At 42.4% G+C, this 19,838-nt stretch carries 20 protein-coding genes; all 20 read left to right on the top strand.

The window, feature by feature from the left end:
* The first annotated feature begins 63 nt into the window (after nt 1–63).
* The gene (locus ACFQ0C_RS02115) at nt 64–732 is read left to right on the top strand and encodes a YdeI/OmpD-associated family protein (protein ID WP_379363504.1); all 669 of its coding nucleotides are present in this window, start codon (nt 64–66) and stop codon (nt 730–732) included.
* A gap of 216 nt (nt 733–948) precedes the next feature.
* Entirely contained in the window at nt 949–2,961 is a 2,013-nt protein-coding gene (locus ACFQ0C_RS02110; protein ID WP_379363502.1) for a penicillin-binding transpeptidase domain-containing protein, read from the top strand.
* Nucleotides 2,962–3,415: 454 nt separating this feature from the next.
* Nucleotides 3,416–4,858 carry a nicotinate phosphoribosyltransferase gene (locus ACFQ0C_RS02105; protein ID WP_379363500.1) on the top strand — a complete coding sequence of 481 codons (1,443 nt, stop codon included), beginning with the start codon at nt 3,416–3,418 and terminating at the stop codon, nt 4,856–4,858.
* A gap of 252 nt (nt 4,859–5,110) precedes the next feature.
* Nucleotides 5,111–5,377 (top strand): DUF1294 domain-containing protein, encoded by a 267-nt coding sequence (locus ACFQ0C_RS02100; protein ID WP_379363498.1) that lies wholly within the window; start codon nt 5,111–5,113, stop codon nt 5,375–5,377.
* Nucleotides 5,378–5,409: 32 nt separating this feature from the next.
* Nucleotides 5,410–6,366 (top strand): 3'-5' exoribonuclease YhaM family protein, encoded by a 957-nt coding sequence (locus ACFQ0C_RS02095; protein WP_379363496.1) that lies wholly within the window; start codon nt 5,410–5,412, stop codon nt 6,364–6,366.
* A gap of 647 nt (nt 6,367–7,013) precedes the next feature.
* Nucleotides 7,014–7,898, top strand: coding sequence for a class I SAM-dependent methyltransferase (locus ACFQ0C_RS02090; RefSeq protein WP_379363494.1), 885 nt, complete (start codon nt 7,014–7,016; stop codon nt 7,896–7,898).
* Nucleotides 7,899–7,910: 12 nt separating this feature from the next.
* The gene (locus ACFQ0C_RS02085) at nt 7,911–8,120 is read left to right on the top strand and encodes a histidine phosphatase family protein (protein ID WP_379363492.1); all 210 of its coding nucleotides are present in this window, start codon (nt 7,911–7,913) and stop codon (nt 8,118–8,120) included.
* The gene (locus ACFQ0C_RS02080) at nt 8,120–8,440 is read left to right on the top strand and encodes a histidine phosphatase family protein (RefSeq protein ID WP_379363490.1); all 321 of its coding nucleotides are present in this window, start codon (nt 8,120–8,122) and stop codon (nt 8,438–8,440) included. Before ACFQ0C_RS02085 ends, ACFQ0C_RS02080 begins: the two co-directional genes overlap by 1 nt.
* A gap of 47 nt (nt 8,441–8,487) precedes the next feature.
* On the top strand, nt 8,488–9,315 hold the full coding sequence (gene coaW / locus ACFQ0C_RS02075; RefSeq protein ID WP_379363488.1) for a type II pantothenate kinase: 828 nt from the start codon (nt 8,488–8,490) through the stop codon (nt 9,313–9,315).
* A 357-nt stretch (nt 9,316–9,672) separates the two neighbouring features.
* Entirely contained in the window at nt 9,673–10,458 is a 786-nt protein-coding gene (motA, locus tag ACFQ0C_RS02070; protein ID WP_258212297.1) for a flagellar motor stator protein MotA, read from the top strand.
* Nucleotides 10,459–10,460: 2 nt separating this feature from the next.
* Entirely contained in the window at nt 10,461–11,252 is a 792-nt protein-coding gene (locus ACFQ0C_RS02065) for a flagellar motor protein MotB (protein WP_258212296.1), read from the top strand.
* A 258-nt stretch (nt 11,253–11,510) separates the two neighbouring features.
* Nucleotides 11,511–12,443, top strand: a complete 933-nt coding sequence (locus ACFQ0C_RS02060) for a manganese-dependent inorganic pyrophosphatase (protein ID WP_379363485.1) — start codon at nt 11,511–11,513, stop codon at nt 12,441–12,443.
* A gap of 219 nt (nt 12,444–12,662) precedes the next feature.
* On the top strand, nt 12,663–14,420 hold the full coding sequence (locus ACFQ0C_RS02055) for a sensor histidine kinase (protein ID WP_379363483.1): 1,758 nt from the start codon (nt 12,663–12,665) through the stop codon (nt 14,418–14,420).
* Nucleotides 14,398–15,474, top strand: coding sequence for a response regulator (locus tag ACFQ0C_RS02050; RefSeq protein WP_379363481.1), 1,077 nt, complete (start codon nt 14,398–14,400; stop codon nt 15,472–15,474). Before ACFQ0C_RS02055 ends, ACFQ0C_RS02050 begins: the two co-directional genes overlap by 23 nt.
* Before the next feature lie 183 nt (nt 15,475–15,657).
* Nucleotides 15,658–16,890 (top strand): S-layer homology domain-containing protein, encoded by a 1,233-nt coding sequence (locus ACFQ0C_RS02045; protein WP_379363479.1) that lies wholly within the window; start codon nt 15,658–15,660, stop codon nt 16,888–16,890.
* Nucleotides 16,891–17,012: 122 nt separating this feature from the next.
* Nucleotides 17,013–17,405 carry a c-type cytochrome gene (locus tag ACFQ0C_RS02040; RefSeq protein WP_379363477.1) on the top strand — a complete coding sequence of 131 codons (393 nt, stop codon included), beginning with the start codon at nt 17,013–17,015 and terminating at the stop codon, nt 17,403–17,405.
* Between the two features lie 130 nt (nt 17,406–17,535).
* Nucleotides 17,536–17,904, top strand: coding sequence for a GntR family transcriptional regulator (locus ACFQ0C_RS02035; RefSeq protein ID WP_379363475.1), 369 nt, complete (start codon nt 17,536–17,538; stop codon nt 17,902–17,904).
* Nucleotides 17,901–18,602, top strand: a complete 702-nt coding sequence (locus ACFQ0C_RS02030; protein WP_258212289.1) for an ABC transporter ATP-binding protein — start codon at nt 17,901–17,903, stop codon at nt 18,600–18,602. Before ACFQ0C_RS02035 ends, ACFQ0C_RS02030 begins: the two co-directional genes overlap by 4 nt.
* Entirely contained in the window at nt 18,589–19,260 is a 672-nt protein-coding gene (locus tag ACFQ0C_RS02025) for an ABC-2 transporter permease (protein ID WP_379363473.1), read from the top strand. The genes ACFQ0C_RS02030 and ACFQ0C_RS02025 overlap by 14 nt, the downstream gene beginning before the upstream one ends.
* Nucleotides 19,260–19,811 carry a class I SAM-dependent methyltransferase gene (locus ACFQ0C_RS02020; RefSeq protein WP_379363472.1) on the top strand — a complete coding sequence of 184 codons (552 nt, stop codon included), beginning with the start codon at nt 19,260–19,262 and terminating at the stop codon, nt 19,809–19,811. The genes ACFQ0C_RS02025 and ACFQ0C_RS02020 overlap by 1 nt, the downstream gene beginning before the upstream one ends.
* Nucleotides 19,812–19,838 lie beyond the last annotated feature (27 nt).

Below are 19,838 nucleotides of genomic sequence, written 5' to 3'. Positions count from 1 at the left end.
TAACCAGCAGCAAGCGTTTTTAAGCTGATAAAGCTGACAAGGAGCATTAAGGAGTTGAAGCTAATGGAAGCTGAACTATTCAAAAAACTAAGAATTCAAAGCGGACAACGGATTTTGCTTTTAAATGCGCCGGCAGGCTATACAGAACGATTAATACCTTTACCGGAACATACTTCGCTTGATACTCAACCGGAAGGTACTTATGATTTGGTTCATCTCTTTGTACGAAGTGCAGCTGAGCTGGAGGAATTCGCTCCTCTTGCCATACATGCTGTTAAATACGATGCTCTCTTATGGATTACTTATCCGAAGAAAAGCTCCAAGATAAAAACAGATCTTAGCAGAGATGAAGGCTGGAAGGTCATTTCCGAAGCAGGTTATGAAGGGGTGGCCTTAGTTTCTATCGATGAAACCTGGTCGGCGATGAGGTTTCGCCTTATAGATTTGGTTAAAAGTACGGGCGCAAGGCGCGAACGGAGAGCCTTAGGGGCCGTGGGGACTGCCGTTATTCCAACCCATGAACGTACATTGGAAATTCCTGACGATCTACAGCATGTATTGAATGAGAATCCTCAAGCTAAGGAGTTTTTTGATGGGTTGTCATTCACTAGCCGTAAAGAATATGTGCGATGGGTAACGGATGCGAAAAGGGAAGAAACCCGGACTAGTAGAGTTGCAAAATCGCTTGAAAAGCTTAGGGAGGGCATTAAATCTCCTTTTATAAAAGCATAGTGAAAAGAATAATGAAGCTCTCGTCCTCGAAATATGTTGGGGGAGGAGAGCTTTTTTAATGCAATTGTGACGGGATATCTGGCGTTGGCCGTTAGTGATTCATCATGTAAATATGACTGTTTCTTCATGTTATAGGAAAACCAATTAGGCTAATATAAACTGAAGCTAAAATGGAAGGGGCATACCGAGATAACAAAACATGCGATTACGATTCTAATGCTGATAACTGCTATGGCCATAGTTGCCGGCTGCAAGGAAAAAGGACCAACCTCGGAGGATGTACTGCGACAATACATAACAGTCTGGGAAAAAGGTGATTATGACGCTATGTACTCGATGCTTAGCGACAAAGCTAAAACGGTTATAACACAAGAGGCTTTTACAAAGAGGCATCAATCGATTTATGAAGGAGTCTCTGCTAGAGATTTGACCATTAAGCTCGTGCCACAAACGCAGGATACTGCAAGTAAAAATAAACAGGAAACAGGTAAAGAACCGGTGAAGCATCCAATCACTGTTCAGATGGAGACGTTTGCGGGGCCGGTAGCTTTTGGCGAGCCTGCTATCATGATTATGGAGAGCAATGTCTGGCATTTGGACTGGAGCCCCTCGCTGTTGTTTCCTTCTCTGAAGGAAGGGGACAAGGTAAGAGTACAGCAAATCAAAGCGATTCGCGGTGAAATTGCAGACCGTAATGGGAAAGGCTTGGCAATTAATGAGGAAAGGGCGGAGGTTGGCATCATACCCAATCGTTTGCCGAATCCCCCTTCACAAGCACTCCAGCAACTGGCGGATCTTTTGAAAATAAATATGGAGGATATAGATAAAAAAAGAAATGCAACTTGGGTGAAGCCGGAATACTTCGTTCCAATTGCTTTGCTTTCCCGGTCAGATAAGCGTCTAGCCGCAGCTACTGCAATTCCTGGAGTTTCCTTCCAAACGAAAAAAGTCCGTTCTTATCCATTTCAAGAAGCGGCAGCTCATCTGATTGGTTATATTGGGAAACTAACTCAAGAGGAATGGGTGATCTACAAAGATAAAGGCTATCAGATCGATGATGACATCGGCAAGGCAGGCTTGGAACAGGTGCTGGAGGAGCGTTTAAAGGGTAAGGATGGGGGACGAATCTATGTAGCCGACGCGAATGGCAAAGAGAAAGTGAATGTTGTAAAACGGGATGCGCAAAACGGAGAGGACATCACACTTACTATAGATGCAGAGCTGCAACTGGAGATATATCAGCAATTGAGCTCTAGTGCAGGAGCGGGAGCTGCGCTTCACCCTATTACTGGGGAAGTATTGGCGCTTGTAAGCTCGCCTTCGTATGATCCTAATGCATTTGTTGCAGGGGTCTCTGCTGGTCAGTGGAAGGAGTGGAGCGAGAACCCGGCTAAGCCGTTATTGAACCGGTTTGCCCGTACCTTCTCGCCTGGTTCTGCATTTAAGCCGCTCACTGCTGCAATGGGTCTGCAAACCAAAACAATGGATCCGGAACAACTACGTGAAATTCAAGGCCTTCATTGGAAGAAAGATGCATCTTGGGGAAATTATGAGGTAACAAGAGTTTCGCAAGCGGCAACTCAGGTGGATTTGCAAAAGGCGCTTCTCTACTCCGATAATATTTATTTTGCTCAAGCCGCTTTGGACATGGGGACAGAGAGCTTTATGCAGGAGGCGAGGAAGTTCGGATTGGGAGAGAAGCTTCCTATTCCTTACCCATTGGACACTTCCACCTTGGTTAACAAAAGCATGAAAAATGATATTCAATTAGCCGATTCCGGTTACGGGCAAGGGGAAATTCAAATGAATCCTCTTCATGTAGCATTGGCTTACACACCCTTCATCAATCAGGGAGACCTGATAGCTCCGAAGCTGCTGATGGATACGCCTGGCATATCGACGAAAGCGGATGTTTGGAAGAAGTCTGTTATGTCTCCACCAGTTGCAGCTCTCCTGCAGCAGGACTTAATACAAGTTATAGAGCATCCACAAGGAACAGGCCGCGGAGCGCAAATAAAAGGACTGACACTTGCGGGTAAAACTGGAACAGCTGAGTTGAAGCAAAATAAAGGCATGGATGGGAAGGAAGTAGGCTGGTTCGTTGCTTACAATGTTAAAAAACCTCAGCTTCTTTTGGCACTTATGATGGAGGATGTGCAAAATCGCGGTGGCAGTCATGCTCTATCCACTAAAATCAGCTCGATTTTCAAGTTATTTGTAACGGAATGAGAATACGCAAATTAATTAATGTAGTTAATATCATATGTAGTTAATAAATATATTGATTAATAATATTAAATATTAATATAATTAAAAATGATTGCTTTTTCCACAGTTCAATGGACTTTGGAAAAGGCTTTTTTTATTTTAAGAATAGTTTAAATGAACGGTTTTATCAGCCCGATGGGCGAAAGTTAGGGTCTTTAAATGCAGGTACTATTATTGAAGGTAAAGAAACGATTGCAGCGGTGGGCAATAGTATAGTGTAACATTTGCAATCCCTGCTGTAACAGGAACGGCTGGTCAGTTCTTCAGTCGATCCTGTTTGGAGGGATTTTTGCTTGGATTCAACATCGACAGATTGTGATGTGTTTGTTTCTGTGGCATTCTAATTACGAATAGAGTACTGCATTTCTCGGAATGCTTGAAGCAATGGTATTGTAGTTGAAAGGATTGATGAGCGATGAATTATAATAATTTAACTTTGCACACGGATAAATATCAGATCAATATGATGTATGCACACTGGATTCACGGGACACATAATAGCCAAGCTGTGTTTGAGGTGTTTTTTCGCAAGCTGCCATTTGGTAATGGATATGCTGTTTTTGCTGGTGTGAAGAGGATTGTAGAATATGTGAACAGCTTGCAGTTCGATGATGAGTGTATTCAGTATTTGAGGGAGCAAGAGGAGAATTACGATCCACGATTTCTTGAGGTACTGAGAGAGTTTCGGTTTACCGGGCATTTGCACGCTGTTGAAGAGGGGACAATTGTGTTTCCGAACGAGCCGCTTATCCGTGTTGAGGGCCGAATATTCGAAGCACAGCTGCTCGAAACTGCGATTTTGAATTTCATGAATTTTCAAACTCTCATAGCAACCAAAGCTTCGCGTATTCGTCAAGTTGCACCTGATGATATATTGATGGAATTTGGCACCAGGAGAGCTCAGGAGGCAGATGCTGCGGTCTGGGGAGCACGTGCGTCTTACATAGCTGGCTTCGATGCGACATCTAATATGCGAGCCGGTATGCTGTTCGGCATCCCAGCCAAAGGAACACATGCTCACTCATGGGTACAGGATCACGATAGCGAGGAAGAATCCTTCTACCGTTATGCCGCGGCGCTGCCTGATCAGGTAACGCTGCTTGTTGATACATATGATACATTGAAAAGCGGAGTCCCTCATGCCATTCTTGTGGCCCAAACAATGGAGCAGCAAGGTAAACGTATGGGCGGCATTCGATTGGATAGCGGGGACTTGGCTTATTTATCCAAGACAGCACGTACCATGCTTGATGATGCAGGGTTATCCTATGTCAAAATTGTGGCTTCAAACGATCTGGATGAGAACATTATATTTAACTTGAAGTCGCAGGGGGCACAAATTAATAGCTGGGGAGTCGGAACACAGCTTATTACGGCAGCGGATCAACCAGCGTTAGGTGGGGTATACAAGTTAGTTGCGAGAGAAAAAGATGGGGAGATGATACCTGTCATTAAAATTTCCGGAAATCCAGAGAAGGTTTCTACACCTGGGATAAAGGATGTCTTCCGACTGATCAGCCGTGAAACTGGCAAAGCGGAAGCTGATTATGTGGCATTAACCGGTGAGCCAGAGGTAATGACGGGGGAGAGATTGAAGCTGTATGACAAGGTTCATCCTTACTTGTACAAATACATTGAGCAATATGAGGCTGTCCCGCTTCTACGTCCAATCTTCGTAAATGGACAGCAAGTTTACCGCTTGCCCGATTTGCAGCAAATAAGGGAGTATCATCAACAGCAGATGAGCCTGTTCTGGCCGGAGTTTTTGCGGAAGTTGAATCCGGCTAAATATTTGGTTGATTTCAGCACAAAAGCATGGGAGTTAAAGATGGATTTAATTCATAAGTATACGAAGTAAGGCGATGAATATGAAGGTCTCGTAAATAAGATTACATAACATTTGTTATGTAATCTTATTTGTCGTTAAAATAAATTTTGATTCACGCAGCATTCCAGAATGATTAAATCTTTCGGCTAAACTTGTGTCTATGAAAGGGCAGCTGATTGACTTTTAGTCCATTGAAATTGTGATAAACCAGTTGCATGACTTCCCAAGAGGAACATATTGATTTATAGTCTAGTAGGGGAACGTTAAGGAAGGTGAGTAAAATTGAAGTTGATTTATGTATATCTGATTTTGGTTAATGTAGTAGCTTTTGTTAGCATGGGACTGGATAAATCGAGAGCAAGACACAAAGCAAGACGCATTCCTGAAAAACAGCTGTTTATGTTTGCTGCTATAGGCGGGGCTGCCGGCGCGTGGCTGGCTATGAGGTTATTTCGACATAAAACGAAGCATAAGTCTTTTGTAATAGGCATTCCTTTATTTTTACTGCTGCATGTTATCATTTTCTACTATTTTAAATTATGGGCTTAATTATAAATTTTTAAAATTTCGGAGGAAAGCATATGAGTATTATTAGAAGTCTAAATCATCAGGATGAATTCGTCGGCTTTTATTTATTGAAGGAGCTGGAGGTTAAGCAAACGAACGGGACTCCTGCGAAGGATTATTTTGACATTGTCTTATGCGATTCGAGTGGTCAGATTTCAGCTAAATATTGGGATGTTACTACAACTGACAAGGAAACTTTCTTCCCTATGGGACTTGTGAAGGTTCAAGGAATTGCGCATACATACAGGGAAAAGCTGCAGGTGAAAATAACCAAAATCCGTAAAGCAAATGATGATGATGGCATAACGCTTACCGATTTTATTCGGTCTGCGCCAATTCTTCCTATAGATCTCGTATATACCATTAAACAAGTGCTTGAAGACATAAGTGACTTGGAAATTAAAAAGATCGTTGCTTATTGTGTTTCCAAAGTGGAAGAAAAGCTAATGCATTATCCAGCGGCTAAAACCCATCACCATGCTTATTTCGCAGGTTTGGCTTATCATATGGTACGGATGCTGGAAATTGGAGATTTTATTTGCAAGCAGCGGCCTTTTTTGAATGCGGATTTGCTTAAAGCTGGTATAATCTTACATGATATAGCTAAGCCGGAGGAAATGATTGCTCAGATGGGAATAGTGTCGGAGTATAGCGTTCAAGGCAAATTATTAGGACATATCGCTATGGCGTCCAGTTGGATCACGGAGGCGGCTATTCGATGTGATATTGATCTACAATCGGAGCGTGTGCTTGCATTGCAGCATTTGGTATTATCTCATCACAACTTGGGAGAATGGGGGAGCCCGGTCCAGCCTCAGACAGCGGAAGCAGTAGCTCTGCATCATATTGACGCATTGGATGCCAAGCTGCAAATGGTGGAGGATGCCATTGATGTATTGCCTGACACTGAAAGCTGGACACCTCTCATTCGAGGATTGGAAAATAAGCCTGTTTACCGTATGAAGTGGTAAATTCCCATGCGGAAGGATAAACATACTAAGTATTTGGCTTCATAAGTAAGGAGAGGAAGATGCTTTAGGCATCCTTCCCTCCTTATTTCTTTATAATAGTTAGAAAGTATTAGTTTGAACCGGAGGTTCACCTTTCTAACTATTGCAAGAAAAGCTACCGCTATGACACGAATGAAGATTGAGCGAGTAACCTGCCTACCTTGCTTGGGTTAGAGCTATATTAGAGCTTAAGAGCATTAATGTACCCCATGATCAAGGGGATTTTTATAGGGATTGCGGCGATGAGCCTTGGAGGATTTTGTGCGGAACAGAGAGTTCCTCTATTCCATCTGCCGCCTCCAATCTGGGGCAATAGAGGAAGTGGGAATTCCGCTATGTTGGCCGGATTGGAGCATTTATGCACAAAAACAGGGCAATAACGGAACTGGCTGTTCCCTTATCGCTCTGATATTTGGACTTTTCAGGTGATAAAGGAACAATTACTTCCGTATTAGGATCAGTAATTTGCGAAAATCTTTCGGTCAAGCCCACTAAAGATTACATAATAATTATTATGTAAACAAAATAAAGCTTAGCATATAAAATAGGTTGAATTAACATATAATATATGTTAACTTATTTGAAATGATCTAAGGGGGCAATGGCTTATGACCGAGGATAAGACCAAACGATTATCTGTATATTTGCCGGATAAAGTGAAGAGTGATCTGGAGCACATGGCAGCAGAAACAGGACTCTCTATGACCCAGGTGATTGTCATGGCGACTCATAGCTTGCTAGCCAACTATAAATCACAGGGAAGCGCTATTTTTTCCAGTCTCCTGGATACCAAACAAAAGGAATCAACTTTACTATCCGAGAGAATCCAAACTATAAATCAAGACAACGCGAAATTACAAGCCTATTATGGTTTGCGAGCGGCTGAATATGAAAGGATATACCACCGGGATGAACCCGATTATCAAAATGAGCTTTTACTGATAGCTAAGGCTATGAAGGATGCGCTTGTTGACAGGACGGTACTTGAAATAGCTTGTGGTACCGGTTACTGGACTCAAATTGCCGCCGAGGCTGTAAAGCACATTACGGGTACGGATATTAGACCCGAAGTGCTACAAATTTCAGAAGCCAAACAAATACCTCAAAATAAAGCCAGCTTTTTGATTGGAAATGCTTATGAGCTTGATTCTATTCCCGGTGTTTTTAATGGAGCTCTTGCTAACTTTTGGTTTTCTCATATCCCGAAAAATAAGCTGGACGACTTTTTAACAGGCTTGCACAAACGACTTGGCCCCGGTGCTAACGTTTTTATGGCAGATAATGTGTATGTTAGCGGAAGAGGCGGAGAACTGGTTTATAAAGAAGATTGCGAGGATACCTTCAAGCTTCGAGAGCTAGTGGATGGCTCAAAGCACGAAATCGTAAAAAATTATTATTCCAAAGAAGAACTCTACGACATCTTCAATCCGATGGCTAAGCAGCTTAAGGTGTTTGCAGGAAACAGCTTCTGGTATGTCAGCTATACGATATAGGAGGAATGATTCATGACCCTGTACTATTTGGTGAGACATGGTGAGCCTGATTGGAGCCTTAAAGATAGAAGGCAGCTCAGCAGCCAAAGAAGAGATTTTGTCCCTTTAACTGAAAGAGGAATTAAACAGGCAGAAGGCCTGCTGAGTAAGGCAGCGAATTACAGACCTGTGAGCTCATTCTTTCTTCACCGTACACACGATCTCTCCAGACTGCCGCGGTAATGAACAGAACGTTAGGTTTGCCGCTGCAGGTTGAATTTGATTTGCATGAATGGACTCCAGATAACTGGCAAGCTCAAACTGTCGATGAAATAACTGCTCTCTGGAACGATTTTATGCTTCATGATGGGAAATATCCGGTTGGAGAGACAAGACTGTGGGAAACAAGAGAAGATCTGCTCTTACGAACTAAAGAAGTGCTGAGCAGGTATAAAGAGTATTCCCAAATCATTGTAGTATGTCACGGTATGGTAATAGCCTCTCTGCTGGGGACACATTCTGAAGAAATTGATTACTGTGGAATATATAAATACGAAGGATAGAGTCAATTAATAATCGACATCGAAGGATGGAAAGAGGCGACTGTTCATTGGAACCAATTATGAAAATGGGTATTGATGCTGGCGGTACTCTAATCAAAATAGCTTACAGGGCAGCGGAGTCGGAAGAGGTAATGGAGTATATCCATTTTCCATCCCCTCAGATTCGGGAAGCAGCCTCATGGATCAAGCAGCATGCTCCCCAGGCTAAGATTTGTATAACCGGCGGCAAAGCAGCGCTTCTGCAATCCTGTCTATCACAGCATGAAGTAAGCACGATTGTAGAGTTCGATGCTACTTGCAGAGGGGTACAGTATTTATTGAAAGATGTTGAGGGGGCACCGGAAGCCTTCGTTCTAACAAATTGCGGTACAGGAACGTCGATTCATTATGCAGACACGAATAAGCACTATCGACTTGGCGGAAGCGGGGTTGGGGGAGGGACCTTGATAGGATTGTCCTATTTATTAACGGGGATAGGGGATTACAATGAAATTATCCAGACTGCCAAAAAAGGCAACAGGGAGCATGTGGATTTAAAGGTCAGCCATATTTACGAAGGGGCCGTGCCGCCTATTCCAGGCGATTTGACAGCTAGCAATTTTGGCAATGTACGAACTGATGGTTCAAGCACTAGAGATATCGCGGATTTGTTAGCTTCAGTGATGGGACTTGTTGGAGAAACCGTCACTACAGCCAGTGTTCTTGCAGCGGGTCAATGCGGTGTTTCCAGTATTGTGTATATAGGATCATCTTTTGTGAGCAATGAATTATTACAGGATATCGTTGTGGGTTACACCAAACTTAGAGGAGCGGAAGCCGTATTTTTGGAAAAAGGATCGTATAGCGGAGCTATCGGCGCTTGGTTATCTTTGTGAGAAATGAAACTATTTCAAATTAAAAGTACTTTAAGGACTATTTTAAAATGAAAATATAACGGGATATTATGGCGACGAAGGACTTAGTCATGGTATAAAAGACCTAATAAATGCGTGGTTCATCTCTGTTTTTTTCTCCTTCCAGCTGTTACAAACTTATATTGGGTTGAATTACCCAATTAATTAATTGGGTTAAGCAGGAAAATGTCTAACTGTGTCGAAATGATAAAATGCTAACCCTATAATCCAACTTTCGTAGAACGGATGTGATTAATAATAGGATTGGAGGTTCAGTAAGTCCGGCTACAACCCAACTGTCTCTACTAGAATTTATTACATATTCGGAAGGAATCTATCATGGAAAAATCTACTATTATTGGTATTATTCTTGCTATTATCTCGATAGGTGTTGGTATGGTTTTGAAAGGAGCGAGTCTGGTTGCTCTGGCAAACCCTGCTGCGATCTTAATTATTTTTGGCGGAACTGCGGCTTCTTTGTTTATTGGCTTCTCGTTAGAAGAGATGAAGAAGTTTCCCAAGCTGTTGAAGATGACATTTACAGAACAAAAGCTGATTTCGAAGCTTGATTTGGTCAACATGTTCGTTGAATGGGTGAGCATCACTCGCCGTGAAGGTTTGCTTGCTCTGGAGAGCAAGGTTGATGAGATTGAGAATGCGTTTTTGCGAAATGGATTGCGTCTCATTATCGATGGTAATGATGAGGATTTTGTAAGAGATGTTTTGCTTGAAGATATTTCAACTATGGAAGATCGCCATCGTAACGGAGCTTTGATTTTTACACAAGCGGGCACTTATGCTCCGACCCTAGGTGTTTTAGGCGCAGTAGTAGGTCTTATAGCGGCATTAGGCAACCTGAACGAAATTGAAGCATTGGGTCATTTGATTTCGGCGGCTTTTGTTGCAACTTTGTTGGGGATTTTTACCGGTTATGTTTTATGGCATCCTATTGCTAATAAACTGAAGCAGAAATCGAAGAAAGAAGTAGAAATCAAAATGATGATGGTAGAAGGTATTCTGTCCATACAGTCAGGTATTTCAGCCGTTGCTGTCCGCCAGAAGCTAATGGTGTTTATTCCAACTTCTCAACGTGATTCTGAAACAGCTGCGAACGAGGGTGTGTAGTCATGAAGAAACACAAGAAAGAGCATCATGAAGAACATGTAGACGAATCCTGGCTAATCCCCTATGCTGATTTGCTTACTTTGCTGCTGGCGCTCTTTATCATCCTGTTCGCTTCCAGCAAGGTGGATGCCAAGAAATACGATATTATTATGAAGTCGCTTAATTCTGCCTTTACCGGAGGTTCCGCTCCCTTTGCAACGTCCAATCTTGTTCCTTTAGATATAACGCCGAATGTTGATAAGAGCAAGCAAGATGAAACATCGGAAAACACGAAAGAAAAGCAAGAGGAAAAAGAAAAGCAACAGAAGCAGCTGGAGAAGGAAAAGCAGCAGCTCGAAGAGCTTAAGAAAAAGCTGGACGCTTATATCAACGATAACAAGCTGGCGGCAGAGCTCGAAACGAAGCTGACTAACGATAGACTTGTTATTACAATTCGTGATAACGCGCTATTCGATTCAGGCTCGGCTGCTATTAAGGCAGATTCGCAGAAATTGGGTATTGCTATCGCTGATATGCTGGGCCAATACCCGGGGTATCAAATCGAAGTGGCGGGCTACACGGATAATATCCCTATTTCTAAGGGCGAGTTTAGCGATAACTGGGATTTGAGTTCGAAGCGCGCATTGAATTTCATGAAGGTTGTTCTGGCCAGGAAGACGCTGGACCCCTCCTATTTTAGCTCCACTGGCTATGGGGAATACCGTCCTGTTGACACTAACGCGACCGTTGAGGGCCGAGGCAACAACCGCCGCGTAGAAGTTAGTGTCGTGCGGAATATTAAAGCTCCGGAATAGTCGTCAAAAGAATACGAAAGATCCTTGTTTGAGCCATACAGACAGGGATCTTTTTTTGAGTTTTATGGAATTATGCTAAAGAGCAGTAGCCGTAAAAGCAGAAACCTCATCGACTATCAGGTGCATGGTTAAGATTATTTTCTAATAATCTGTGTAAAAGCATTGGAATAAGAGAATTAAGCGATATAATCTAGAAAGGGATTATCTTTATATGGTATAATTTTCTCGGCCAAAAAAATGACTTAAGGAGTAACTTTCATGGAAAAAACACTTATTTTCGGACATAAGAATCCGGACACCGATTCAATATGCTCTGCTCTTGCGTATGCTGATTTGAAAACACAATTAGGTAAAAATGTGGAGCCGGTTCGTTTGGGTTCAATCAGCGGCGAAACTCAGTTTGTGCTCGACTATTTTAATGTTGCTGCTCCACGTTTAGTTGAATCTGTAGCTAATGAAGTGAAAGCTGTTATTTTGGTTGATCATAATGAACGCCAACAAAGCGTAGCTGATATCGACCAGGTTCGTGTTGTTGAAGTTATTGACCATCACCGCATTGCTAACTTTGAGACAAGTCATCCGTTGTATTACCGTGCTGAGCCAGTTGGCTGCACAACAACGATTTTGAATAAAATGTATAAAGAAAATGGGATTGCTGTCCGTAAAGAAATAGCTGGCTTGTTGTTGTCGGCTATCATTTCGGATACATTGCTTTTAAAATCTCCTACGTGCACGGAAGAAGATGTGGCTGCAGCTCGTGAATTAGCTGAAATCGCAGGCGTCAACCTGGAAAGCTACGGGCTGGAGATGCTGAAAGCAGGAGCCGATCTTAGCGACAAAACAATTGCAGAGCTGATTTCTCTTGATGCAAAAGAGTTCAGCATGGGTTCGTACAAAGTTGAAATCGCACAAGTAAATGCTGTAGATCCTAACGATATTCTTGATAAACAAGCTGAATTGGAAGAGGCGCTTAATGGAATTATTGCTGCAAAAGGCTTGGATCTATTCGTATTCGTCGTTACTGATATTCTAAATAACGATTCCGTTGCCCTGGCATTAGGCAATAAAACAAATGCGGTGGAGCAAGCTTACAATGTTACTCTGGCTGATAACAAAGCCGTGCTTAAAGGTGTAGTTTCACGTAAATCGCAAATTGTCCCTGTATTAACTGATGTGTTTAATAAGTTGTAAGGTCAAAGACGGAACAAAATAAATGTACAACTAGATCGAGAGCATCGAAGAGGCCATGTTTTTCAACAACAGTTGAGAAACATGGCCTTTCATACTTCATATTCAAGCAAATCCCGATTGTATTTCCTGCTCTGTTCCATTAAGCTAAAAAGAGGGGGACTAGAGCAAATTTCTGGGTATAAACCCCTGATCCAATTGTTCACTTATACCGGGGGACCTATGAATCTTATTTCGAAGATGTTTCTGCTAATTATGATGCTTATGATACCTGTAATTTTATTATATATGTATTCCAATCAGCAGACCATCAAGGTTGTTGAGGACCAGATCAACTTGTCGAATCAGAACAGGCTGGTATATTTCCTTAATGAAATTGATGGTGCAATGAATCAAGTTTCCAACTATACGAACATTATTACGAAGGACCCCGACTTTGCCGAGCTTGCAGGAAATGTGATTCCTGCTGACCGATATGCTTATTCGGCCCTTGTGGCCAACATTGAAAGCAAGCTGGCGCTTTTTAGCTTGTCCTCGGATTGGATGAGCCGCATCAGCCTGTACTTCCCTGCATCTAAAAGTGCTATTTCCTCGCATTCACCCATAAAGTACGATGAATCGTATTTGACCACTCATGTAAATACCACATGGACTTTAAGGTCTACCATGATTAACGGTATAACCCAAAGAGTGCTTACCCGATATTTTGTTGAGCCTTATGCAGGTGTATCTGATTTACGGAAAGCCTCGATCATCGTGGAAGTAGATTTGATGGAAGAAACGATTATATCTTTGCTCGACAGCTTCAAGACGAAAGGGAATAACGATCCTTTTTTATATAAAGCTCCTGGACAATATGTACTAAACTCCACATCGGAAGAAGGTATGGCACACCGCATTATTGCGTCGTATGATCTGTCAGGGAACAGCCCCATCAAAAATCACGATATTATAATGTTAGGGAACAAGAAGTATTTACTCTATTTCTACACATCTCCTCAAATCAACTGGACATTGGTAGATTATGTTCCGCTAGAAGACATATTAGCGCCGGTTACTGGAAGCCAGAATTTGTTTTATGTAACGGTGGGGCTTCTGCTCGCAGTAGGAGTTGCCGCTGTATTCCTTCTGTATGTTCAAGTGCAGGTGTCGATTAAACTGTTGACAGAGAGTGTTTATCGTATTAAGAAAGGACAGTTTTCCACGCGAATTAAACGAAATAAGAACCAGGAATTTTACCGCTTAATTAATCAATTCAATGAAATGGCTGCTCAAATTCAACATTTGGTTGAGAAGGTATACTTGGAAGAAATTCGCTCGAAGGAAGCTGTGATGAAGCAGTTGCAATCTCAAATCAATCCGCATTTTCTTTATAATAGCTTGGCTTACATCATTAGTATGGCCAAAATGAACCGTTCTCAGCATGTCGTTTCGATGGCGTACAGCTTAGCGGACTATTACAAATATACAACCCGTAACGGCTCCATGGAAACTACCATCAGTGAAGAAATTGCCTTCGTAACCTCATATATTCACATTATGAATTATCAATTGGACAAAATCCGTTATGACATCTCGATTCCACCCTCCATGTATAATGCGACGATCCCTAGATTGCTCATCCAACCTATTGTGGAAAATGCTATTGTTCACGGATTGGAGTCACAGCCAGAAGGTGGGCAAATTGTGATTATAGGTACAGATGAGCCCGATTGGTATACCATTACGGTTGAGGACGATGGCGTAGGTATTCAGGAGTGGGAGCTTAACAAGCTAAATGCACGGTTATCCAAGCCTGGTACTGAAGGGGAGAGCTTCGGGATATGGAATGTTCATCAGCGGCTTCGTTATCAATTCGGCCCTGAATCAGGACTAACGCTCGAGGCTTCGTCATCAGGCGGTATGAAGGTTGTGTTGCGTTGGCAGAAAGCCGAGCTGGAAAAGGGAGTGAATTCATATGTTCTCGATACTGATCGTTGATGATCACAAGCATCTTGTTGAAAGCATGGCTACAACTATACCGTGGGAAAATTTCGAGGTCACTCATGTGTATCAAGCATATTCGGGGCAGCAGGCTTTGGAGCTAATCAACCGACATCATATTCATATCCTCATTACAGATATACGTATGCCTGTTATGTCAGGTCTTGAGCTTATTGAGCAGGTACGTACTCGTTGGCCAGCTATTGATTGTATCCTGTTAACGGGCTACGCAGATTTCCAGTATGCTAAACGTGCTGTTGAACTCCAGGCAGTCAATTACTTAATTAAGCCTGTACGGGACGAAGAGCTGCTGCTATCTATCAGCAAAATAACGGAGCAGCAGAAGCACCGCATGAGAGAGCAAGCGGAGCTGGAACGAACCAAGGAAGCTCTGGAGCACCAGCTGCCGCAATTAAAAGCGGAATTGCTGGCGGCCAGAACCCATGCTGAGCAATCTGTCATAGAGGAACGCAATCGAATCGTTCATGATATTCATGATATCGTTGGACATACCTTAACTGCTACATTAGTTCAGATTGAAGCAGCCAGACAATTAATTATTCGGAATGATGAGAAGGGATTATACCGTTTGGAGCAGTCACAGCAGCTTATTCGCAAAAGCTTAGATGATATTCGAGTAGCTGTGCGCGTTATGAAGCAACCAGATGAGGAAGCGGATCTGGAGAGTCAGCTAAGACGTTTCATTCAGGAGGCGGAACAAACAGCCGACATTACCGTCAATTGTATGATTGACCTGCCCGTTCCTGTAACGGATCCATTCTATATGAAAGTTGTTTATCATGCGTTGCAGGAAGGAATAACGAATGGGATTCGACATGGTAACGGACATTATTTCCAGCTTCGGCTCCATATTCAAGATGAAGAGCTGCGCTTCTCACTATGGAATGACGGACGTCCATACGACACAACCGAGATGGGGTTCGGATTGACTGGCATGTATGAACGGGTTAAGCAGTTGGGAGGGACTTTGTTATTGACAGCGAGTGCTGACCCGATAGGAACATTGCTGCTGATCCGTATTCCTGTTTAAGCCCGGAAGCCGTCTCAAGTATACTTCAAGGTTCATTCTATGGCTTTAGTCCCAGAATTGATAGTTTACTTCGGCTTCTCATATAGGCATAGAGCCAGTTCTCAAACGGAATGGGAAAGGGTATTCTAGGAAATGGCGCATTAATTGCCCAAATTTCTTATAGAGAAGCGGAGATATGGCTAGATGAAACAGCTTAGAAAGCTTGTAGCACTCATTACAATTTGTTGTATCATGTCAACCTCTGTCGGAATGGTACAGGCCGCAGGAGCGACAAAATTCATGGATGTTAAAGCCCATTGGGCTGAGAAAACCATCAACCAGCTTGTCGAGCAAGGCTTGCTGGATGGATTTCCGGATGGTACTTTTCGTCCTGATGAAACCGTGACAGCCGATCAATTCATCAAAATTTTATTGCTGTCTTTCTCACAGCTGTATCCGAATGGAGAACGCAATTGGAAGGCATCTTTTCTTCAGCAAGTAAGTCCTGTTAACCAAAGTGTGTTGAAGCAGGATTTCCGGGATTTCTCATTCAAGCCGAGCACAGTTGGATATTGGGCAAAGCCATACATCGATCTGGCTGGCGGTTTGAACCTGATAAGTAAAAACCAGTTCCCCGATTATAAAGCGAATTTGAAGCGGGAGGACGTTGCAGAAATTCTTTATTATACCGTCAAGGAAACGGAATATTTGGAGGACGAGAAATACAGTGTAAGTCTGGCCTCCCAATTTGGAGACTTTCAAAGCGCTACCTCAAGACAGCAAAAGTTCGTAAGCGAGGTGTATGCCAAAGGGATCATGGAAGGATATCCTAATGGTTACTTCGGTGTTGGTCGATATGTCACCAGAGCCGAAGCATTGCGAATTCTGGAACGATTGATGGATAAAAATATGCGGATCTCGACTTCCGGACTTAAAAATGAAAATGTTAGAGTTGTTCCGACAAAAGACGGAAGCTATAAAAAGCTGATTTTTCCTGATCAAAAAATGCTTCAAACCTATGACATCATGGAAGATGCAGGCAAGCTCAGAGGCACCAACTATGATTTGGAGGAAACGACTTTAAGACTGTTTAAGGACAGTGATGCCAAAAACACTGCATTAAACGGTACGACCGACGCTGCAAGATTTTCAAACGAGGTTTCATTGTGGCTGGAGCCGCAATTTCGTACATATGGGGTAACGGTAAAGGTAGAGGATGGCGTGCTAGCCCGGAATATGGAAAGTATTCGCAAATTTACTGATTTTATATTTGGTTATAATGCGGATACCTTTTACCAGGAATTTGTGCGGGTATGCGATAAAATTGCCAAAAAAGAAACAGTTGAGAATAAGACGCTGCAAATAGGCGATTATTCAGTTGAAATCAACGTGATGCCATACGGTCAACCTGTCATATTTTCATTCTCCCGTAAGTAGTGAAGGGGAATCGGTCTTTAAGGAGTAAATAGAGCTGCATGAATAAATATTTACTACCTGAAAATAATAAGACCGATACTTGTTTTACTAAAAAAGGTGAATGAGGGGGCAGCAGCTAGATCATGCAATATAAGAAGCGATTCATCTTAATCCTATGTGTCATTGCGATCGTCTGTGTAATGACGGCATGTGGCAAGAGCAATAATAATGCGGGTCAACAAGCTGGAAACAATACGGGTGGAACGACTCCAGGTACAACTCCAGGAGGCGGTACTGCAACTACCAACGCAAATGCGGAGGCTATTGCCAAAGCAAATTGTATCGCCTGTCATGGAAATACCTTGGATGGTATGGGAGATTCGAAAAAGAACCTCCAAAAAGTAGGGGCAAAATTATCGAAGGATCAGATTGCTACAACCATAGCAAATGGCCGAGGTGGAATGCCAGCTTTTAAAGGAAAATTAAAAGATGATGAAATTGCGACATTAGCTGATTGGTTAGCGGCTAAAAAATAAATCGGATGAGACAGCCTCTATGGTTGTCTCTTTTTTTTAAGCTTTTTCTCGTTGACTTCATTTATTAGTTTGTGATACTGTATTAATTAATTAATACAGTGGTACGAAGAGTTGCTGTATGGAGGATACTATGGAATTTAATCAGAAGGAACCGATTTATACTCAAATAATCGATGATATCAAAGTAAAGCTCATCAACGGCACGTATCAGCTGGGGCAAGAAATCCCCTCAAGACGTGAGCTTGCGAAAACACTGGGGGTTAATCCGAATACGGTTCAGAGGGCATATCGAGAGATGGAAGATATGAAGTTGATTATTACAGCCAGAGGTCAAGGCAGCTTCATAACAACGGATAAGATTATTCTTGAAACCCTTCGAGAAGAAGCGCTGAACGCTGCAGTAAGCCAAAGCATTGATATGCTGCGTTCATTCGGGAAATCAGATTCGGAGATATTAGATACGATGAAAAGATACATGGAAAGGGGGACCTCGCAATGATTAGAGTGGATAATGCCGTAAAATCATTTGGCAACAAAAAAGCTTTGGATGGTATTTCGTTTACCGCGGGAGAAGGGCAGATTGTTGGATTGCTTGGATCCAATGGTGCTGGGAAATCGACGATGCTCAAAGCCGTTGCAGGTCTGTTGCGCTTGGACCAAGGTTTAATCACCATTGACGAGAAAACAGCAAGTCTGTCAACAAGAGGGATGTTAACCTATCTTCCTGATGTAGATGTCTGGTATCCATGGATGAAATTAAGTGATGCGATACAGTATATGAAGGATATGTATTGGGACTGGGATGATAAGAAGGCTCATCATTTGCTCGATTTTTTTAAGCTAAGGGAAGATTCATTGATTCAACAAGCATCCAAAGGGACAAGAGCCAAGATGAAATTGCTTCTGGCCTTGAGCCGGCAAGCCAAGTATTTACTTATGGATGAGCCTTTTACCGGAATCGATCCGTTCGCAAGACAGCAGATTGCCCAAGCAATTGTAGAAGATTTCATGGAAGAAGGGCAAACCATTATCATTACAACACATGAAATATCGGAAGTTGAAGTTATGCTCGATGAGGTATTGTTTATACACGAAGGAAACCTAATGCTGACAGGTCATGTTGAAACTTTAAAACAGGAGAGGAATAAGTCCTTGATCGAAATCTTGAAGGAGGAATATGACCATGCACGCGTTTAGGCGGTTGCTAATAACCGATCTGCGAAATCGTAGAAATACCATCATCGCGACTTTGAGTGCTTTTGTACTCTTACATGCTGCAATTGCCATTTTAACGTACCAACTGCAACTTCCTAGTGACGCTTATGGATTTGTCATGGTAATGAATATTACCTTATTTTCCATTGTGCTGCTTATCCCGTTTCTGCATTGTTTTTCAACATGGCGTGAAGAGTGGAAGCAGCATTCGATCTATCACTTACTGTCCCTGCCGGTTCATAGAACCTATTTGCTTATGTCGAAATATATCTCGATTGTCCTGGAGGTAGTGTTGATTACTGTGGTGATGATCGCAGGCTTATGGATGCAATACAAGCTAAGTGATGGGATGCTGCTTAGAGCTGAGCCCTTAATCACGTTCGAATGGTCGAAGGTAGTATTAGTACTGAAGCTGCTTTTAGTCTTAACAAGTGTTGTATTTTTAAGTTCATTGAGTATGTTTATTGGAAAATGCTGCGGCAGACTTTCCTTAGGTGCAACCTTCCTCAGTTTTTTTTGCGGATTACTGGTTGGGGTCCTTACTTTTGCCAATTTTCCCTCGATATTGACTTTAGCTATCCTTAGTCTTGCGTACTTTCTGGTTAGCATGTATTTGTTGGAAAAGAAAGTAGGTGTTTAATGAAAAAGCCGTCTTTCTTCGGTCAGTTTCTAATGAATTCAGGTCAAGTAGGCAGTGTTATTCCGAGCTCAGGTTTTTTAATCCGCAAGATGCTTCCGGTAACATTGCCTTGGCATAAAATGAACCAGATTGCAGAGCTTGGCCCAGGGACTGGTGTGATAACACAATATATAGAGAAAAATAGAAGTCCTCAAAGCCAACTGTATTTATTCGAAAAAAACGAAAAGTTTCGGGAAGATCTGGGGAAGCAATTTCCACAATTGAAAGTACTTGAAGATGCATTAGAGCTCGGCGAAATCGTGAAAGAAACAGGGAAACCGTTTGATTTGATTGTTTCGGGGCTGCCTTTTGCCAACTTTTCACAAGAACTGAAAGAACAGCTGTTCCGAACGATTCATGACTCTTTAGCAGAAAACGGAACCTTTGTTGCCTTTCAGTACACCTTGCTGCTGAAAAGGGAGTTTCAACTGTATTTTCCATGGATGGATACCGGCTACACCTGGATGAATGTTCCTCCTGCATGGGTTTTTAAATGTAAAAAAAAGTTGTAATAAAAAAAGCAGTCAGCCCGATGAAGG

Source organism: Paenibacillus sp. GCM10027630, from assembly GCF_042676305.1.
Lineage (GTDB): Bacteria > Bacillota > Bacilli > Paenibacillales > NBRC-103111 > Paenibacillus_S.
This window is presented reverse-complemented; position numbering and strand designations above follow the sequence as displayed.